This is a genomic window from Agromyces agglutinans (assembly GCF_009647605.1).
GTDB lineage: Bacteria > Actinomycetota > Actinomycetes > Actinomycetales > Microbacteriaceae > Agromyces > Agromyces agglutinans.
Window position 1 is genome coordinate 426209 of record NZ_WJIF01000002.1, and the last position, 15504, is coordinate 441712.

Annotated in this window: 16 protein-coding genes; 11 read left to right on the forward strand and 5 right to left on the reverse strand. The window is 73.1% G+C overall.

The features are described 5' to 3' along the window. The first annotated feature begins 14 nt into the window (after window positions 1-14). From GE115_RS05160 to erm, 11 genes are all read left to right on the forward strand, one after another. Window positions 15-791, forward strand: a complete 777-nt coding sequence (locus GE115_RS05160; protein ID WP_153683697.1) for an ABC transporter ATP-binding protein — start codon at window positions 15-17, stop codon at window positions 789-791. Continuing rightward, a complete protein-coding gene (locus tag GE115_RS05165) occupies window positions 788-2104 on the forward strand; it encodes an FtsX-like permease family protein (RefSeq protein ID WP_153683698.1) in 1317 nt (438 codons plus the stop codon). Before GE115_RS05160 ends, GE115_RS05165 begins: the two co-directional genes overlap by 4 nt. Before the next feature lie 9 nt (window positions 2105-2113). Continuing rightward, complete coding sequence (locus GE115_RS05170) at window positions 2114-2488, forward strand: chorismate mutase (RefSeq protein ID WP_153683699.1); 375 nt, start codon at window positions 2114-2116, stop codon at window positions 2486-2488. Next, window positions 2485-3552 carry an SDR family NAD(P)-dependent oxidoreductase gene (locus GE115_RS05175; RefSeq protein WP_312854915.1) on the forward strand — a complete coding sequence of 356 codons (1068 nt, stop codon included), beginning with the start codon at window positions 2485-2487 and terminating at the stop codon, window positions 3550-3552. Before GE115_RS05170 ends, GE115_RS05175 begins: the two co-directional genes overlap by 4 nt. 2 nt (window positions 3553-3554) lie before the next feature. Then, window positions 3555-3746 (forward strand): hypothetical protein, encoded by a 192-nt coding sequence (locus GE115_RS05180; RefSeq protein ID WP_153683700.1) that lies wholly within the window; start codon window positions 3555-3557, stop codon window positions 3744-3746. A gap of 123 nt (window positions 3747-3869) precedes the next feature. Then, window positions 3870-5642, forward strand: coding sequence for a S8 family serine peptidase (locus GE115_RS05185; protein ID WP_153683701.1), 1773 nt, complete (start codon window positions 3870-3872; stop codon window positions 5640-5642). A 125-nt stretch (window positions 5643-5767) separates the two neighbouring features. After that, complete coding sequence (locus GE115_RS05190) at window positions 5768-6187, forward strand: pilus assembly protein CpaE (RefSeq protein ID WP_153683702.1); 420 nt, start codon at window positions 5768-5770, stop codon at window positions 6185-6187. After that, window positions 6184-6762 carry a hypothetical protein gene (locus GE115_RS05195; protein WP_153683703.1) on the forward strand — a complete coding sequence of 193 codons (579 nt, stop codon included), beginning with the start codon at window positions 6184-6186 and terminating at the stop codon, window positions 6760-6762. The genes GE115_RS05190 and GE115_RS05195 overlap by 4 nt, the downstream gene beginning before the upstream one ends. A gap of 71 nt (window positions 6763-6833) precedes the next feature. Next, a complete protein-coding gene (locus GE115_RS05200; RefSeq protein ID WP_153683704.1) occupies window positions 6834-7100 on the forward strand; it encodes a hypothetical protein in 267 nt (88 codons plus the stop codon). Window positions 7101-7203: 103 nt separating this feature from the next. Beyond that, on the forward strand, window positions 7204-7866 hold the full coding sequence (locus GE115_RS05205; protein WP_153683705.1) for a VIT1/CCC1 transporter family protein: 663 nt from the start codon (window positions 7204-7206) through the stop codon (window positions 7864-7866). Window positions 7867-8169: 303 nt separating this feature from the next. Next, entirely contained in the window at window positions 8170-8934 is a 765-nt protein-coding gene (gene erm / locus GE115_RS05210) for a 23S ribosomal RNA methyltransferase Erm (RefSeq protein ID WP_312854949.1), read from the forward strand. 9 nt (window positions 8935-8943) lie between these two features. Here the strand turns inward: erm and GE115_RS05215 are convergent, their stop codons facing one another. The 5 genes from GE115_RS05215 to GE115_RS05235 all read right to left on the reverse strand — a co-directional run bounded on the left by GE115_RS05215 (window position 8944) and on the right by GE115_RS05235 (window position 15403). Continuing rightward, window positions 8944-9456, reverse strand: coding sequence for an NUDIX hydrolase (locus GE115_RS05215; protein ID WP_153683706.1), 513 nt, complete (start codon window positions 9454-9456; stop codon window positions 8944-8946). A 51-nt stretch (window positions 9457-9507) separates the two neighbouring features. After that, complete coding sequence (gene purL, locus GE115_RS05220) at window positions 9508-11859, reverse strand: phosphoribosylformylglycinamidine synthase subunit PurL (RefSeq protein ID WP_312854916.1); 2352 nt, start codon at window positions 11857-11859, stop codon at window positions 9508-9510. A 134-nt stretch (window positions 11860-11993) separates the two neighbouring features. After that, the gene (locus GE115_RS05225) at window positions 11994-12368 is read right to left on the reverse strand and encodes a winged helix-turn-helix transcriptional regulator (protein ID WP_153683707.1); all 375 of its coding nucleotides are present in this window, start codon (window positions 12366-12368) and stop codon (window positions 11994-11996) included. 66 nt (window positions 12369-12434) lie between these two features. Next, complete coding sequence (locus GE115_RS05230; protein WP_153683708.1) at window positions 12435-14045, reverse strand: amidohydrolase; 1611 nt, start codon at window positions 14043-14045, stop codon at window positions 12435-12437. Then, window positions 14042-15403, reverse strand: a complete 1362-nt coding sequence (locus GE115_RS05235) for a purine-cytosine permease family protein (RefSeq protein ID WP_312854950.1) — start codon at window positions 15401-15403, stop codon at window positions 14042-14044. The genes GE115_RS05230 and GE115_RS05235 overlap by 4 nt, the downstream gene beginning before the upstream one ends. Between the last annotated feature and the right edge of the window lie 101 nt (window positions 15404-15504).

Genomic DNA, 15504 nt, shown 5'->3' on the forward strand with positions numbered 1-15504 from the left:
GGCACCCTCGAAGCATGGGTACCTTCGTGCTCGAGGCCACCGGCCTCGTCAAGTCCTTCGGCCAGACGCACGCCCTCGCCGGCGTGGACCTCGCGGTCCGCACCGGCGAGGCCGTGGCGATCATGGGCGCGTCCGGCTCCGGCAAGACGACGCTGCTGCACTGCCTGGCGGGAATCATCCGCCCCGACGCCGGGCAGGTGACGTTCCGTTCCGGAGCGGGCGGCGTCGACGTGACCGGGCTCGGCGAACGCGAGCGGTCCCGGCTGCGCCGCGAGGCGTTCGGCTTCGTGTTCCAGGCGGGCCTGCTCATCCCCGAGCTCACCGCCTCCGAGAACGTCGCGCTCGCGCTGATGCTCAACGGGATGCCCCGGCCCCGCGCCGAGGAGTACGCGCGAGGCTGGCTCGCCGCCCTCGGGCTCGCCGGCATGGAGGACCGCCGCATCGGCCAGCTCTCGGGCGGGCAGGCGCAGCGCGTCGCGATTGCGCGGGCGCAGGTCACCGGGGCATCCGTCGTCTTCGCCGACGAGCCGACCGGCGCGCTCGACTCGGCCACCTCGGCCGAGGTGATGTCGGCGCTCCTGCACTCGACCGTCGGACAGGGCCGCACGCTCGTGCTGGTGACGCACGACGCGCAGGTCGCCGAGCGCTGCGGGCGGATCGTCGACGTGCGCGACGGCCGCATCGTCGGCGAGCGGGCGGGCGCCGGCGCCGCGCCCGCTGCCGGCCCCGCGGCCGGACCCGCTGCCGGCCCTTCCGCCGGACCTTCCGCCGGACCCGAGGTAGCGGCATGATCGCGCGGGTCGCGTGGCTGCTGGCGCGCCCCGGCCGTGCGGGCGCCGCGGCACTCGCGCTGCCCGTGACGGCGTTCGCGATCGTGACGACGCTGCTGCTCGGCGTCCTGGGCGGCGCGCAGTCGTTCTGGACCTGGACCGACGACATCGGCATCACGTACCAGGCGCTCGCGGTGATCGCGCTGGTGCTGCTCGTCGTGCCGCTCCTCTCGCTCGGCGGTGCGGCCGCGCGCCTCTCGGCCCGTCGACGCGACGACCGGCTCGCGACCCTGCGCCTGCTCGGCGCGACGCCCGCTGCCGTCGGCACCCTCGCCGTGCTCGAGGCGGCCGTGCTCGCGCTCGCCGGAGCGCTCGTCGGCGTCGTGGGGTACTTCGCCCTCGTGCCGGCGCTCGGGCTCATCGTGTTCCGCGGCGAGCCGCTCGGCGCCGCGGGAGTGCTGCTCGGCTGGGAGGCGCTCGTCGCGGTGCCCGTCGGCGTCGTCCTGCTCGCGGTCGTGAGCGCGGTCGTGGGCCTGCGGCGGGTCGTGATCTCGCCGCTCGGCGTGCGCACGAAGGACGAGGCGCCGCGGATGCACTGGCTGCGGTTCGCCATCGGGGCGGCCGTGGTCGCCCTCGGGTTCCTGCTCATGAGCGCGCTCCAGGTCGCCGGTTCGATGCTCGTCGTGTTCGCCTTCCTCGCCGCCGCCTTCGGCGGCAGCCTCGCCGTGCTGAACCTGGTCGGTCCGTGGGTGCTCCGGCTCGTGGCATCCGGCCAGGCGAAGCGCGCGAAGACCCCGGCGAGGCTCATCGCCGCGCGACTGGTGCTCGAGTCGCCGAAGGCGGCCTGGCGGCAGGTGTCGGGCGTCGCGATGACGAGCTTCATGGCGGTGTTCGCGGGCACGGGCGTGGCCGTGCTCGGCGCGATCGGTGCGTCGCCCGATGCCGAGATGGCCGATCTCGTCGTCGATCTCCGAACGGGCATCATCATCACGGTCGTGGGCTCGTTCCTCATGGTCGCGTGTTCGGTCGGCGTGAACCAGGCGGCCGGGGTGCTCGACCGGGCCGACCTCTACCGCTCGCTCGGCATGCTGGGCATGCCCGTCGAGACGATGGATGCCGCGCGCCGGCGCGCGGTGCTCTCGCCGCTGCGGATCACCGCGATCGGCTCGGCCGTGATCGCCGCCGTCGTGATGCTGCCGATCACGGGCATCGCCCTGATCGTCGACCCGCTCTCGCTGCTCGTGATCGCCGCGGTGCTGGCGGCCGGCATCGGCGTCGTGTGGCTCGGACTCGTCGCCACGCGTCCGGTGTTGGAGCGTGCCGCGGTCGCCTAGGGTCGAAGCATGAGTGCCATCGACGACCGCGACGCCGCAATGACGGAGTTGCTCGGCATCCGCTCGAGCATCGACAACATCGACGCCGCGCTCATCCACCTGCTCGCCGAGCGCTTCAAGTTCACGCAGCAGGTCGGCCGGCTGAAGGCCGCGCACGGCCTGCCGCCGAGCGATCCCGACCGTGAGAAGCGGCAGATCGCGAGGCTCCGCTCGCTCGCCGAAGACGCGCACCTCGACCCGGCGTTCGCCGAGAAGTGGTTCAACTTCGTCGTCGCCGAGGTGATCCAGCACCACGAGGAACTGGCCGGTAACGGCACCGGCGGCAACGTCGGGGCATCCGGCGCGGCCGAGACCGGCGTGACCGGCCCGACCGGCGCCCGGTGAGCTGGTACCCGGCGCCGCTGCCCGACCTCACCGGCCGCGCGTACCTCGTCACCGGCGCGAACGCGGGCCTCGGGTTCTTCACCGCGGCGCGCCTGGTCGGCGCCGGCGCGCGGGTGGTCATGACGGGCCGCAGCAGCGAGCGACTGGATGCCGCGGCCGGCGTCATCCGCGAGCGCGTGGCCGCGGGTGCCGGGTCGGGGGAGGTCGGCGGTTCCGTCGAGACGCTCGTCATGGACCAGGCGTCGCTCGGATCGGTCGCGGCCGGCGCGGCGACCGTGCTCGGCCGCGAGCTCACGGGCGGCGCACCGCTCGACGGCATCGTGCTCAACGCGGGCATCGTGCACACCCCGTTCCGTCGGCAGGTGAGCGTCGACGGCCGCGAACTCGTGCTCGCGACGAACGTGCTCGGCCACTTCGCACTGCTCGCGCGACTGCTGGAGCCGGCCGCTGCGCCGGCCGCGCCGGCGCCGGCCGCCGCCTCGCCCGCCCCGGCCGCCGCCTCGCCCGCCGCGCAACCGGCGCCGGCCTTCACCGCCGGCGCCCGCATCGTCACGCTCGGCTCGCTCTCGACGCTGCTGACGACGTTCCGCGTCGACGACCTCCAGCTCGAGCGCGGCTACGACCCGTGGCGCGCGTACGCGCAGTCCAAGATCGCGGCGGCCTCGATCGCGTTCGAACTCGACCGGCGGCTGCGCGCCGCGGATGCCCCGCTCGTCAGCCTCGTCGCACACCCGGGCTACTCGATCTCGGGCCGGACGCCGTTCGTGCCAGGCGTGAACGAGCCCTCGCGCGGCTCGCGCTTCGCCGATGCGCTGCAGGCGGCGTGGGCGCAGGGCAAGCACCGCGGTGCCGAGCCGATCCTGCACGCGATCACCGCCGACGGCGTCGCGGGCGGGCAGTTCTGGGGGCCGCGCGGGCTCGTGAAGGGGCCGCCGTCGCCGCAGCGTCCGGTCGGGGTCACGACCGACCCGCTGGTCGCGGCTCGCGTGTGGGACGTCGCCGAACGCGCGACGGGCGTGCGCCTCGACCTCGAGCGAGGCCCGGCGCTCGAGCCCGGGCACTGACGATGGGCCTGCTGCGCACCTGGTGGGCGACCCCGCGCGTGCGCCGGGCCGTCGCCCGCTGGCTCGTCGCGATCGGCGCGATCCTCGCGCTGATCGGCCTGCTCACGGCGCGCTGGGGCCTGCTCGTCGTCGGCGTCGTGGTCGTCGGACTGGGTGCGAGCGCCGGTCCGGCGCGCATCCGCCGCGACCGGTGACCGCTCGCGGTTAGCCCATCTCGGCCGGCTCCGCAAGCATTGACCCCCGTTCGAGGGCCATGGGAGGATCGCGCCCATCATCCGTCCGAGAGATGGGAACACGATTCCATGAAGACACGCACCATGAGGCGAGCGGGCGGCATGGCCGCAGCATCCGCCGCCGCGCTGGTCCTGACGACGCTGGTGGCGACACCGGTGAGCGCGACGACCGGTGAGGAGACCGGCGAACGCGAGTTCGTCGTGCTGTTCGCCGAGGGCACCTCCGAGGCCGACGCGAAGGCCGCCGTCGAGGCGGCCGGCGGCACGGTCGTCAGCCAGAACACCGACGTCGGCGTCGCCACCGTCACGACCGCCGACGCGGGCTTCGCCGAGGCCGCCGCCCAGCAGGGCGCGATCGAGGGCACCGCGCAGAACCGCGTGATCGCCGACATCCCCGAGGGGCAGAAGGCGAACGGCGAGGCGCAGAAGCAGGACGCCGCCGAGCAGGACGTGCGCGTCGAGGCGGGCTCCGCGGCGGACGCCGCCGGCCAGGCCGTCGCGGGCGGCAACGGCCGCGGCAAGGGTCACTCGCCGGCCGCCGATCCGCTCGCGCCGCTGCAGTGGGACATGCAGGCCATCGGCGCCACCGCCGACGGCTCCTACCGGTACGAGCAGGGCAAGGGCGTCGTCGTGGGCATCCTCGACACCGGCGTCGACGGGTCGCACCCCGACATCGCGCCGAACTTCGACGCCGAGCGCAGCCGCAATTTCACGGTTGACATCCCGTTCGACGCGAACGGCGTCGTGGTCGACGGCGCGTGCGAGGAGGACCCCGACGGTTCCTGCGAGGACGCGGCCGACGTCGACGAGAACGGCCACGGCACGCACGTCGCCTCGACGATCGCGTCGCCGCTGAACGGCGTGGGCATCGGCGGCATCGCCCCCGAGGCCACGATCGTGAACCTGCGCGCCGGCCAGGACTCGGGCTACTTCTTCCTCCAGCCGTCGCTCGACGCGCTGACCTACGCCGGCAAGACCGGCGTCGACGTCGTCAACATGAGCTACTACGTCGACCCGTGGCTGTTCAACTGCACGAACCACCCGGCCGACTCGCCGGCCGACCAGCAGGAGCAGCAGACGGTCATCACCGCGATGCAGCGTGCGCTCGACTTCGCGCGCGTGCGCGGCGTCACGCTCGTCGCCGCGGCCGGCAACGGTGCGACCGACTACACGAAGGTGATCTCGGATGCCTCGAGCCCCGACTTCGCGGACGTGCCGGGCGAGGTGGCGTACACGCGCGACCTGCTCGACCCCGCGTCGTGCACGTCGATGCCCTCCGAGGGCGAGGGCGTGATCACGGTCTCGAGCACGGGCCCGTCGGCGCGCAAGGCGTACTACTCCGACTACGGCAACGGCTACGTCGACGTCGCGGCGCCCGGCGGCGACGTCTACGACACGTCCGCCGGCACGCGCGACTACGGCGCCGGCATCCTCGCGGCCTACCCCGCGGTGGTCGCCGAGGCCGAGGGCGCGATCGACGAGAACGGCGAGGTGGTCGTGCCGTGGGCGGTCCGCAGCTGCGACGCGAACGGCGAGAACTGCGCGTACTACCAGTACCTGCAGGGCACGTCGATGGCCTCGCCGCACGCGGCCGGCGTCTCGGCGCTGATCGTCGGGAAGTACGGCGTGAAGGACTTCCTGCGCGGCGGCACCTACCTGCCGCCGGTGCTCACGAAGGCCCGCCTCGAGCAGAGCGCGGTCGACACCGCCTGCCCGACGCCGGCGGACTTCACGTACACGCGCACCCTGCCGAACGGCCAGGTCGTCACGGCGACGCACACGTGCGAGGGGTCGACGGGCTCGAACGGCTTCTACGGCAAGGGCATCGTGAACGCGCTGAAGGCGGTCGGGCGCTGATCGGGGCATCCGTTTCGGCCTGACGGGCGCTGCCGCGCACGTCGCACCGGGGCCGGACTCCTCCGGGAGTCCGGCCCCGGTGGTGCGCGCTGGCCCATCTGCGGCTCGCAGGGGATGATGGACCGATGATCAGCCGCGAACTCGCCGTCGAGCTGAAGCGAGCGGGACTCGTGTGGCATCCGGCCTCGGGCGATCGGTTCCAGCTCGACCTCGCCGACGATGTCGAGGCCGAGGTCGAGGCCGACGTCTTCACGGTCAGCGAGATGACGATCGAGTCGCACCGCACGCCGTCGGGCACGATCCTCGGCTTCAACGGCACGACCGAGTGGGCGCTCGACTCGGTGACCATCGGCGACGCGGTGTGGCTCCCGCGCGAAGACCAGCTGCGCGAGCTGCTGCGCAGCACGTTCCGCACGCTGCGACGGCTCGACGACGCGTTCGAGGTCGAGATCGAGATCGGCGGCGCGCGCATGCGATTCGAGCATCCGGATGCCTCGGAGGCGTACGGAACCGCCCTGCTCGAGCTCATCGGCAGGTCGCGATGACGGATGCCTCGGGCGGGACGGGTGCCTCGGACGGGACGGATGCCTCGGACCCCGGAGATGCCGCCGCAGCGGTCGCCCGTGCGCGCGAGCGCTTCGCCGACGCCGCCGCGGCCCTGCTCGCCGCGGGCGCCCGCCGGGAGTTGCGCGCCGAGTTCGTGCCCGAGCGGCGCGTGCTCGGCATCCCGCGCGCCGCGCGCATGGCGGCGCTCGGCGAGGTGTGGCGGCTCGGCGCCCTCCTGCTCGATGCTGGCGGCACGGCGTATGCGACCGGCCGGGTCGTGCGCGCCGAGCGGCCGGCGCGCCGGAGCATCACCGCGGCGTCCGTCGCCGAGCAGCGCGCGCTGCAGGCGGCCGCGGTGAAGGGCGGCATCGCCGCGGGCACCACCGTCGTCTTCGACGCGCCGGCGCTCGACCTCGACGAGCTCGGCCGCAGCGGTGCCGTCGGTCCGCTCGTGCTGGCCGCCGGCGAGGTGCTCGTGCGATGGAGCCCGACGCAGCCCGGAGCGCTGACCCCGCTCTACGCCTACCTGCGCGACCGCGTCGACCTGCTCGTGCATCCGCCGCAGGGCGCGTAGCCGAGGCATCCCGTCGCGGTCGGATCGCCTCGCGGCGTCTCGCCGCCTCGCATCGCCGGTAGGCTGCCCCGGTGACGTCGAAGACCTCCTGGCCCCCGCTGCTGTCCGCCCGCGCCATGTTCTGGTCGGGTCTCGTGCTGATCGGCGTCTGGCTGCTGATCCAGGTGATCATGTCGGCCGTCTCGTTCGCGATCGCGAACCTGCCGTGGGCGATGCACGGCGGCGGCCCCGCAGGCCTGCCGTTCGCGGGCACGATCGCCGAGCTCGCCCTCGTGCTCGGCGCCGTGCTCGTGGGCGCCGGCCTCGTCACCCGCCACCTGGAGCGCCCGGGCGCCTGAGCGCCGACCGCGCTCGTGTCGACCGCGCGTCGCGTCGATCGCGCGTCGCGTCGATCGCGCGTCGCTTCGGCCTCGTGGCGGCGGCGTGCGCGAAGGTGGCCTCGTGGCGTGGGTTCGATCCGAGGGGTTCCGGTCGTTCGTGGTGTCGTCGACCGACGGCATCATCGGAACGGCCGGCGTGCTGCTCGGCTTCGCGGGCGCCGGCGCATCGAGCGGCACCCTGTTGATCGCGTCCATCTCCGCGCTCGTGGCGGGCTCGGTCGCCGGGTTCTGCTCGAAGTACGCCGAGCTCGCGGCCGAACGCGACGCGGAGCGGGCCGTGATCGCCGACGAGATCGAGGATCTGCGGGATCCGGCCGACGACCTCGCCGCGCTCGCCGCGAGGTTCGAGGCGCGCGGGGTGCAGCCCACCGTCGCGCGCGAGGTCGCCGAACAGTTGTTCGCACACGACGCGCTCGACGCCGAGCTGGAGTTCACGCACGGCATCGACGAGCCGACCCGAGCCGTGGAGCCGTTGCTCGGGGCCGCCGCCGGGGCGGCCGCGATCGCGCTCGGCTCCGCCCTGCCGCTCGCGATCCTGGTCGTGTACCCCGCCGCGTGGGAGGAGTGGGCGGTCGCGCTCGCCGTCATCCTCTCGCTCACGGTCGCGGGCGTGCTGACCTCGGTCACGGCGCGCACGTCGGTCTGGCGCGGGCTCGCCCGCACCGTCGGCGTCGGCGTGCTCACGATGCTCGCGACCTACCTCGCGGGTGTGCTCATCTTCTGATCACGGCTCGACGCAGCCCGGGCGATCGGGTATCGTCGTCGACCGTGTCTTGCTGCACCTTCTCCGCGCTGATCATCCGGCCCCGCACCGCCTGAGGCGGAGCGCCCGGCCCTTCTACCGCGTCCCTCCGCCTCGGCCCCTGACCATGGCCGGGTGCATTCGGCGTGCCCGGCCGCAGGTTCCTCGACCAGCGGAGCAGCAGTGCGCACCCCACGATCCTCGTCTTCACGATCCTCATCGGCACGATCCTCATCGGCACGATCCTCATCGGCAGAGTCCCATCGCCGATCCTCCGGCCCGCCGATCGGCGGCCGCCAGGAGCTCGGCCAGAACTTCCTCGTCGACCGACGCGTGATCGACCGCATGGTCGCGCTCGTCGACGCCGCTCCCGGCCCCGTGGTCGAGCTCGGCGCGGGCGGCGGGGCGCTCACGCGTCCCCTCGCTGCGCTCGGTCGCCCGCTGACGGCGGTCGAGCTCGACCCGCAGCGAGCTGATGCGCTTCGGCGCGACCTGGCCGGCTCGGCACGCATCGTGCGGGCCGACGCGGTGACGTGGCGGCATCCGTCGCAGCCGCACGTCGTCGTCGGCAACGTGCCCTTCCATCTGACGACCGCCATCCTGCGCAAGCTCCTCGCCGAACCCTCGTGGAGCGTCGCGGTGCTGCTGACCCAGTGGGAGGCGGCGAGGCGCCGCTGCGGCGTCGGCGGCACGAGCCAGCTCACCGTGCAGTGGATGCCGTGGTTCGAGTTCCGCCTCGACCGACGCGTGCCGGCACGGGCGTTCCGGCCCATGCCGTCGGTCGACGGCGGGCTCTTCACCATCACGCGGCGCGAATGCGCGCTCGTGCCGGACGCCGACCGGAGGGCCTACCAGTCGTGGGTCGGCGAGGTCTTCGGCGGACGCGGGCGCGGGCTCGCGCAGGTGCTCGCGCGCACGGGGCATCCGCTGCCGGTCGCGCGCGCCCGGGCGTGGCTCGTCTCGCGCGGGCTGCCCGCCGACGTGCTGCCGGGCCGGCTCACCGCCGACGACTGGGGCGCGCTGTGGGCGGAGGTGCGGCGGCGTCGGTGAGCCGTACGCTCAGTGGGGATCGTCGGTTCGCTCGAACCCGAACGTGGTGATCGCGGCGAGGTCGCCGGTGGCGACGCGCTCGAGCACGAACCGCTCGTGGTGCACGACCCGTTCGGGCAGGTCGTCGAGGTCGAACCAGCGCAGCTCGTCGGCCTTCGGCTCGAGCAGGACCGGAGCATCCGCCCAGGCGTGGCATACGAAGAAGAAGTCAGCGCGCTGCTCGACGGCGGCCGACGTCGGACCGGTGCGGTGCATCGTGGTCAACGGATCGAGGTCGGCCGGCTCGATCGTGACGCCGATCTCTTCAGCAGCCTCGCGCACGGCCGCGTGGACGACGGACTCGCCGGCCTCGACGTGGCCCGCCGCCGACGCGCCCCACCAGCCGTCGTAGTAGCCCGTGCCGGCGCGCAACTGCAGGAGCACGCGGCGACCGTCGAACAGGAACACGTACGCGGCTGGGACCACGCTGAACCGCCCGTGGGCGGCGGCGTACTCCTCGGAGTAGGGCTGCGGGGCGCTCATCGGGTCTCGATACGCTTCGCTACTCGACCGACGGGTTCGTGGCGGCCCGCCTCAGTGCCCGAGCACCGGGCCGAACGCGTCGGCGAGCGGCGCGCGGTTGACCCGGCGCAGTTCGTCGATCGAGACGGTGAACGCGTCCTGCACCTCGAGGGCGCCCGACGCGGCATCCGTCACGCCGATGCGGCGCACCGGGTAGCCCCGGCCCTCGCAGAGGCCGCGGAACTTCACGTCGTCTTCGCGGGGCACGCTGACGATGACCCGACCGGCCGACTCCGAGAACAGCGCCGTCGCGAGGTCGATGCCCGAATCCTCCACGACCTCGCCGAGGAAGACGCGCGCGCCGATGCCGAAGCGGGAGACCGCCTCGGCGAGCGCGATCGCGAGGCCGCCGTCGCTGAGGTCGTGCGCCGAGTCGATGAGTCCCTCGACCGCTGCCGCGCGCAGCAGCTCGGCGAGCCGCTGCTCGCCCGCGAGGTCGACGGCCGGCGGACGACCGCCGAGGTGCCCGTGCACGACGCCGGCCCAGGCCGATCCGTCGAGCTCGAGCGCGGTGTCGCCGAGCAGGTAGATGTTGTGGCCGTCGTCCTGCCAGCCGCTCGGCACGCGCCGGGCGACGTCGTCGATCACGCCGAGCACGGCGATGACGGGCGTCGGGTGGATCGGCACGTCACCGGTCTGGTTGTAGAACGAGACGTTGCCGCCGGTCACGGGGATGCCCAGCTCGAGGCATCCGTCGCTCAGCCCCTCGATCGTCTCGGAGAACTGCCACATGACCTCGGGGTTCTCGGGCGAGCCGAAGTTGAGGCAGTCGCTGACGCCCATCGGCACGGCGCCCGTGACGGCGACGTTGCGGTACGCCTCGGCGAGCGCGAGCTTCGCGCCCTGGCGAGGGTCGAGCTGCGAGTAGCGTCCGTTCGCGTCGGTCGCGACCGAGACGCCGAGACCGGATGCCTCGTCGACGCGCACCATGCCGGCATCGTCGGGCGCGCCGAGCGCGGTGTTGCCGAGCACGTAGGAGTCGTACTGGTTCGTGACCCACGCGGCGTCGGCCTGGTTCGCGGAGCCGGCGAGCGCGAGGAACTGCTCGCGCAGCGCGTCGCGGTCGCCGTCGGCCGGGCGCTCGAGCGTCGCCGCGGTGTCGGCCTGCAGCGCGTCCTGGTACGACGGGTAGGCGACCGGGCGCTCGTAGACCGGGCCGTCGATCGCGACCGTGCGCGGGTCGACGTTCACGATCTCCTGGCCGTGCCACATGATGCTGAGGCGGCCGGTGTCGGTGACCTCGCCGAGCACGCTGGTCTCGACGTCCCACTTCTTCACGACCTCGAGGAAGCCGTCGAGCTTCTCGGGGCGCACGATCGCCATCATGCGCTCCTGGCTCTCGCTCATCAGGATCTCTTCGGGAGTGAGGGTCGGGTCGCGCAGCAGCACGTCGTCGAGCACGATCGACATTCCGCCGTCGCCGTTGGAGGCCAGCTCGCTGGTCGCACACGAGATGCCGGCCGCACCGAGGTCTTGGATGCCCTCGACGAGGTCGCCCGCGAACAGCTCGAGGCAGCACTCGATGAGCACCTTCTCGGCGAAGGGGTCGCCGACCTGCACCGCGGGGCGCTTGGTCGGGCCGCCCTCGGCGAACGTGTCGGACGCGAGGATGGACGCCCCGCCGATGCCGTCACCGCCCGTGCGGGCGCCGAACAGCACGACCTTGTTGCCCTGGCCCTTGGCGTTCGCGAGGTGCAGGTCTTCGTGGCGCAGCACGCCCACCGCGAGCGCGTTGACCAGCGGGTTCGCCTGGTACACCGGGTCGAACCAGGTCTCGCCGCCGATGTTCGGCAGGCCGAGGCAGTTGCCGTAGAAGCTGATGCCGCTGACGACGCCGTGGACGACGCGCGCCGTGTCGGGGTGGTCGATGGCGCCGAAGCGCAGCGCGTCCATGACGGCCACGGGGCGGGCGCCCATCGAGATGATGTCGCGGACGATGCCGCCGACGCCGGTCGCGGCGCCCTGGAACGGCTCGATGTAGCTCGGGTGGTTGTGCGACTCGATCTTGAAGGTGACGGCCCAGCCCTCGCCGATGTCGAGCACGCCGGCGTTCTCGCCCATGCCCACCATCAGGTGCTGCTTCATCTCGGGCGTGACCTTCTTGCCGAACTGGCGCAGGTAGGTCTTGCTCGACTTGTAGGAGCAGTGCTCGCTCCACATGACCGAGTACATCGCGAGCTCGGCGCTCGTCGGGCGGCGGCCGAGGATGTTGCGGATGCGCTCGTACTCGTCGGGCTTCAGGCCCAGCGCCGCGTACGGCTGCTCCTTCTCGGGAGTGGCGGCGGCGACCTCGACGGTGTCGAGCACCGGAACGGGCTTCGACGAGTCGGTGGCAGCGGTCGTGGCGGGGGATTCTGTGGTCACGAGTGGCGAGCTCCAGGATGGGCGGCGAACGATGCCGAGAACGGATGCCGCGGGCGGATGCCTGACCCGACCAGTCTACGTGCCCCGGTGCGGGCGCTCCGGGTCGCCGAGGCACGCGGCCCCACCCGCCGCGCTCAGGGGGCGGTCGACATCGCGGGGCTCTCGTTGACGGACAACCCATCGCGCTCGATACGAGCCCGTCCCCACTCGCCGAGCGGCAGCAGTGCTTCGAGCAGCGACGCACCGGTCTCGGTGAGCGAGTACTCGACCCTGGGCGGGACCTCGGCGTGCACCTCGCGATGGACCAGGCCGTCCTCCTCCATCTGGCGCAGGTGCTGGGTGAGCATCTTCTCGCTCACGCCGGGCAGCGCGCGACGCAGCTCGCCGAACCGCCGCGTGCCGTGCTCGTGCAGCTCCCAGAGCACGAGGCCCTTCCATTTGCCGCTGACGACGTCGAGCGCCGCGTCGATGCCGCAGAGGTAGGGCCCGGTCCGTGATCCGCCTGACATGCTCGGCTCCTCGCTCACCATTCGGTCGGTACCGCAGTCTATTGCGGGGTCGATCGAGGGGGGCCGCTACGCCTCGTGCACCGTGCGTCCGCCGACCACGGTGCGGATGACTCGCGCCTCGAGCAGCTCGTCGGGCGCGGCGCCGAACACATCGCGGTCGAGCACGATGAAGTCGGCGTGGAGGCCCGCGGCGATGCGGCCGTACGACGCCTCGGCGCCGCACGCCCACGCCGCGTCGCGCGTCGCGTGCTCGATCGCGGTCATGAGCGGCAGCGCGTAGGCCGGGAGGTTCGCGGGCAGCGAGGGGTCGAGCGCCGAGCGCCTCGTCGCGGCGATGAACATGTTGGGCAGCGGCGCGTACGGCGACGTCGGCGAATCCGTGCCGAACACCAGCGGGGCGCCGGCGCCGGTCATCTCGGGCCACGGGAAGCCGCGATCGACACGCTCATCGCCGAGCATCGCGCGCCAGTTGGCCTGGATCGCGGGGTCGGCGTGCACGGGCTGCATGCTCGCGGTGATGCCGAGCGCGGCCAGCCGGTCGATGTCGGCACGCTCGACCACCTCGAGGTGCTCGATGCGGTGGCGGCGGTGCCGCGGGCCGTTCACGGCGATCGCGTGCTCGACGGCCGAGATCGCGATGCGCGCGGCCTCGTCGCCGATCGCGTGCATGGCGACCTGCAGGCCGGCCGCATCGGCCGCCGCGACGACCGGCGCGAGCTCGTCGAGGCTCCAGACCGGGTCGGGATCGCTGCCGTCTGCGTACGGGTGGCCGACGGCCGCCGTGCAGCCGTCGACCGTGCCGTCGATCATGACCTTGATGCCCACGACCCGCAGCCACTCCGATGCGTGGGTGGCGGCGAGCTCGACGGCACGCGCGACCTGAGTCAGGTTCTGCGCCTCGTCGCCGGTGGGCTGCACGCGCCAGTGACCGGCGATGCGGGCGGTGAGCGTGCCGGCCTGCTCGGCGCGCACCATCGTGGCGAGGTCGTCTTCGTCGAGACCCATGTCGGTCGTCGCGGTGACGCCGGTCGCCGCGTACCCGCGCAGGGCTGCGGCGAGCGCCGCGTCGCGGTCGTCGTCGGTCGTGAATCCGGCGAGCACGGGCGCCACCAGCAGGTGCATGGCGGTCTCGTCGACGAGGCCGGTGGCGTGCCCTTCGGCGTCGCGGTGGATCATGCCGCCCGCAGGGTCGGCGGTGTCGTCGCCGATGCCGGTCTCGACGAGGGCCGCGGTGTTCAGCCAGATCGAGTGGAAATCGTAGGCATCGGCGTACACCGGCCGGTCGGCGACGGCCGCGTCGAGCAGCTCCCGGGTCGGGCGACCGCCGACGGCGGCGTGCTGCCAGCCCTGGGCGCGGATGCGCGGGGCATCCGGATGCTCGTCGGCGAAGTCTCGGATGCGGCGCTGGATCTCCTCGGCGGTGTCGGCGCCCCACAGGTCGACCTGGCCGGCCGTCTCGCCGGTGCCGACGACGTGCGCGTGCCCGTCGACGAACCCGGGCAGCACGGTGGCGCCGCCGAGGTCGACCCGGTTCACGGTCTCCCCGGTGCCGGCGATCCGCCGTGCGGTGTCGTCGTCGCCGACGTAGGCGACGCGGCCGTCGCGCACCACGATCGCGGTCGCCCAGCGGCGCGCGTCGGCGGTGAAGATGCGGCCGTGGGTGTAGACGGTGTTCATGGGCGTCCATCCTTCGCGAGCGGGGTGCGCAACAGCAGAGCATAGAGGCCCGCCGCCAAGAGCATGCCGACCGGCACCGACAGGTCGATGAAGCCGAGCGCCTGCGAGATCGGGCCGGTCCAGGCGGTGGTCGACAAGCACAGCGCGGTCGCGATGCCGCCGGTGAGCACGGCCGCCACGCCTGGGATGCTCCACCCGCCGGTGTACCAGAAGCGTCCGCCGCGCTCGGCGTCGAAGAGGTCGGCGCCGTCGTAGCGGTTGCGGCGCAGCACGACGTCGGTGACGAACACCGCCATCGTCGGGGCCGACACGATCACGAGGAACTGGAGCATCAGGTTGACGGCGTCGAGGAGGCTGGTCGAGAGCACGAGGTAGATCGTCAGCGCCGTGCCGATCAGGCCCACCACGATCGCGGCGGGGATGCGCCGGAGGGGGATGCCGATCGCCTGCAGCGCCATGCTCGACGTGTACGTCGTCATGCCGTTGAGGGCGACGGTGTTGACGATGACGCCGATGACGAACACCGGCACGAGCCACGACGGCAGCAGCCCGAGGAGCGCCGATTCGATGCCGGCGTCCATCCGGTCCATCACCGCGGTCCCGAGCAGCACGCCGACGACGGTGAACACCATGCCCGGCAGTGCGCCGCCGAGCGCGGTGGCGGCGATGATGTGCGACGGCTTGGTCGAGCGCGGCAGGTACCGGGCGATGTCGGGGCTGTTGATGTACGAGATCGGGGCCGAGGCGACGAGCGTGAACCCGATCGTGACGGCCGACCAGAGCGGCACGCCGGACAACGGCTCGGCCGCCCGGTAGCTCCAGTCCACCTGGGGCAGGATGAACGCCGTCACCGTGGCGAAGATCACGGCGAGCACGATCGCGAGCCACGAGTAGACCCGCACGATGAGCGCATGGCCGTAGACGGCGACGAGCACCGTGACCGCCGAGATGACGAGGGTCACGACGATGGGTACGACGACCGGGTCGGAGAGCCCGATGCCGGCGAGGAGATCGGCGCCGAGGAACGACGAGGCCAGCCAGTTGAGGGCGAGGAACACCGCGCCGATCAGCCAGCCGGTGAAGGTCACGACGGGCTTGTTGCCGATGATGCCGTAGACGGCCCGCGTGATGACCGACCCGGACGTGCCGGCGGCGGGCCCGCTGATCGCGATGATGCCGGGGAACACCCAGAGCGCCGAGCCCGCGATGACGACGAGCACGGCCTGCCAGAGCTCGAGGCCCAGCAGCACGAGGGTCGCGCCGACGGTGAAGTTCAGGATGCTGACGCTCGGCGCCGCCCAGACGAAGAAGAGATCGCGGGCGCGGCCGCGGCGCTCAGCGGCCCCGATCAGCTCGATGCCGCGCGTCTCGGGGCGGGTCGCGGCGTCGGCGCGCCCCTCGGCCGAGGACGGCCCCTCGGCCGAGGACGATGGAGCGTTCGTGGTCTGCGCTTCGTGTG

Coding starts and splice junctions, on each gene's coding strand:
- GE115_RS05160 (WP_153683697.1), top strand. CDS start 15: ATGGGTACCTTCGTGCTCGAGGCCACCGGCCTCGTCAAGTCCTTCGGC.
- GE115_RS05165 (WP_153683698.1), top strand. CDS start 788: ATGATCGCGCGGGTCGCGTGGCTGCTGGCGCGCCCCGGCCGTGCGGGC.
- GE115_RS05170 (WP_153683699.1), top strand. CDS start 2,114: ATGAGTGCCATCGACGACCGCGACGCCGCAATGACGGAGTTGCTCGGC.
- GE115_RS05180 (WP_153683700.1), top strand. CDS start 3,555: ATGGGCCTGCTGCGCACCTGGTGGGCGACCCCGCGCGTGCGCCGGGCC.
- GE115_RS05185 (WP_153683701.1), top strand. CDS start 3,870: ATGAGGCGAGCGGGCGGCATGGCCGCAGCATCCGCCGCCGCGCTGGTC.
- GE115_RS05190 (WP_153683702.1), top strand. CDS start 5,768: ATGATCAGCCGCGAACTCGCCGTCGAGCTGAAGCGAGCGGGACTCGTG.
- GE115_RS05195 (WP_153683703.1), top strand. CDS start 6,184: ATGACGGATGCCTCGGGCGGGACGGGTGCCTCGGACGGGACGGATGCC.
- GE115_RS05215 (WP_153683706.1), bottom strand. CDS start 9,456: ATGAGCGCCCCGCAGCCCTACTCCGAGGAGTACGCCGCCGCCCACGGG.
- GE115_RS05225 (WP_153683707.1), bottom strand. CDS start 12,368: ATGTCAGGCGGATCACGGACCGGGCCCTACCTCTGCGGCATCGACGCG.
- GE115_RS05230 (WP_153683708.1), bottom strand. CDS start 14,045: ATGAACACCGTCTACACCCACGGCCGCATCTTCACCGCCGACGCGCGC.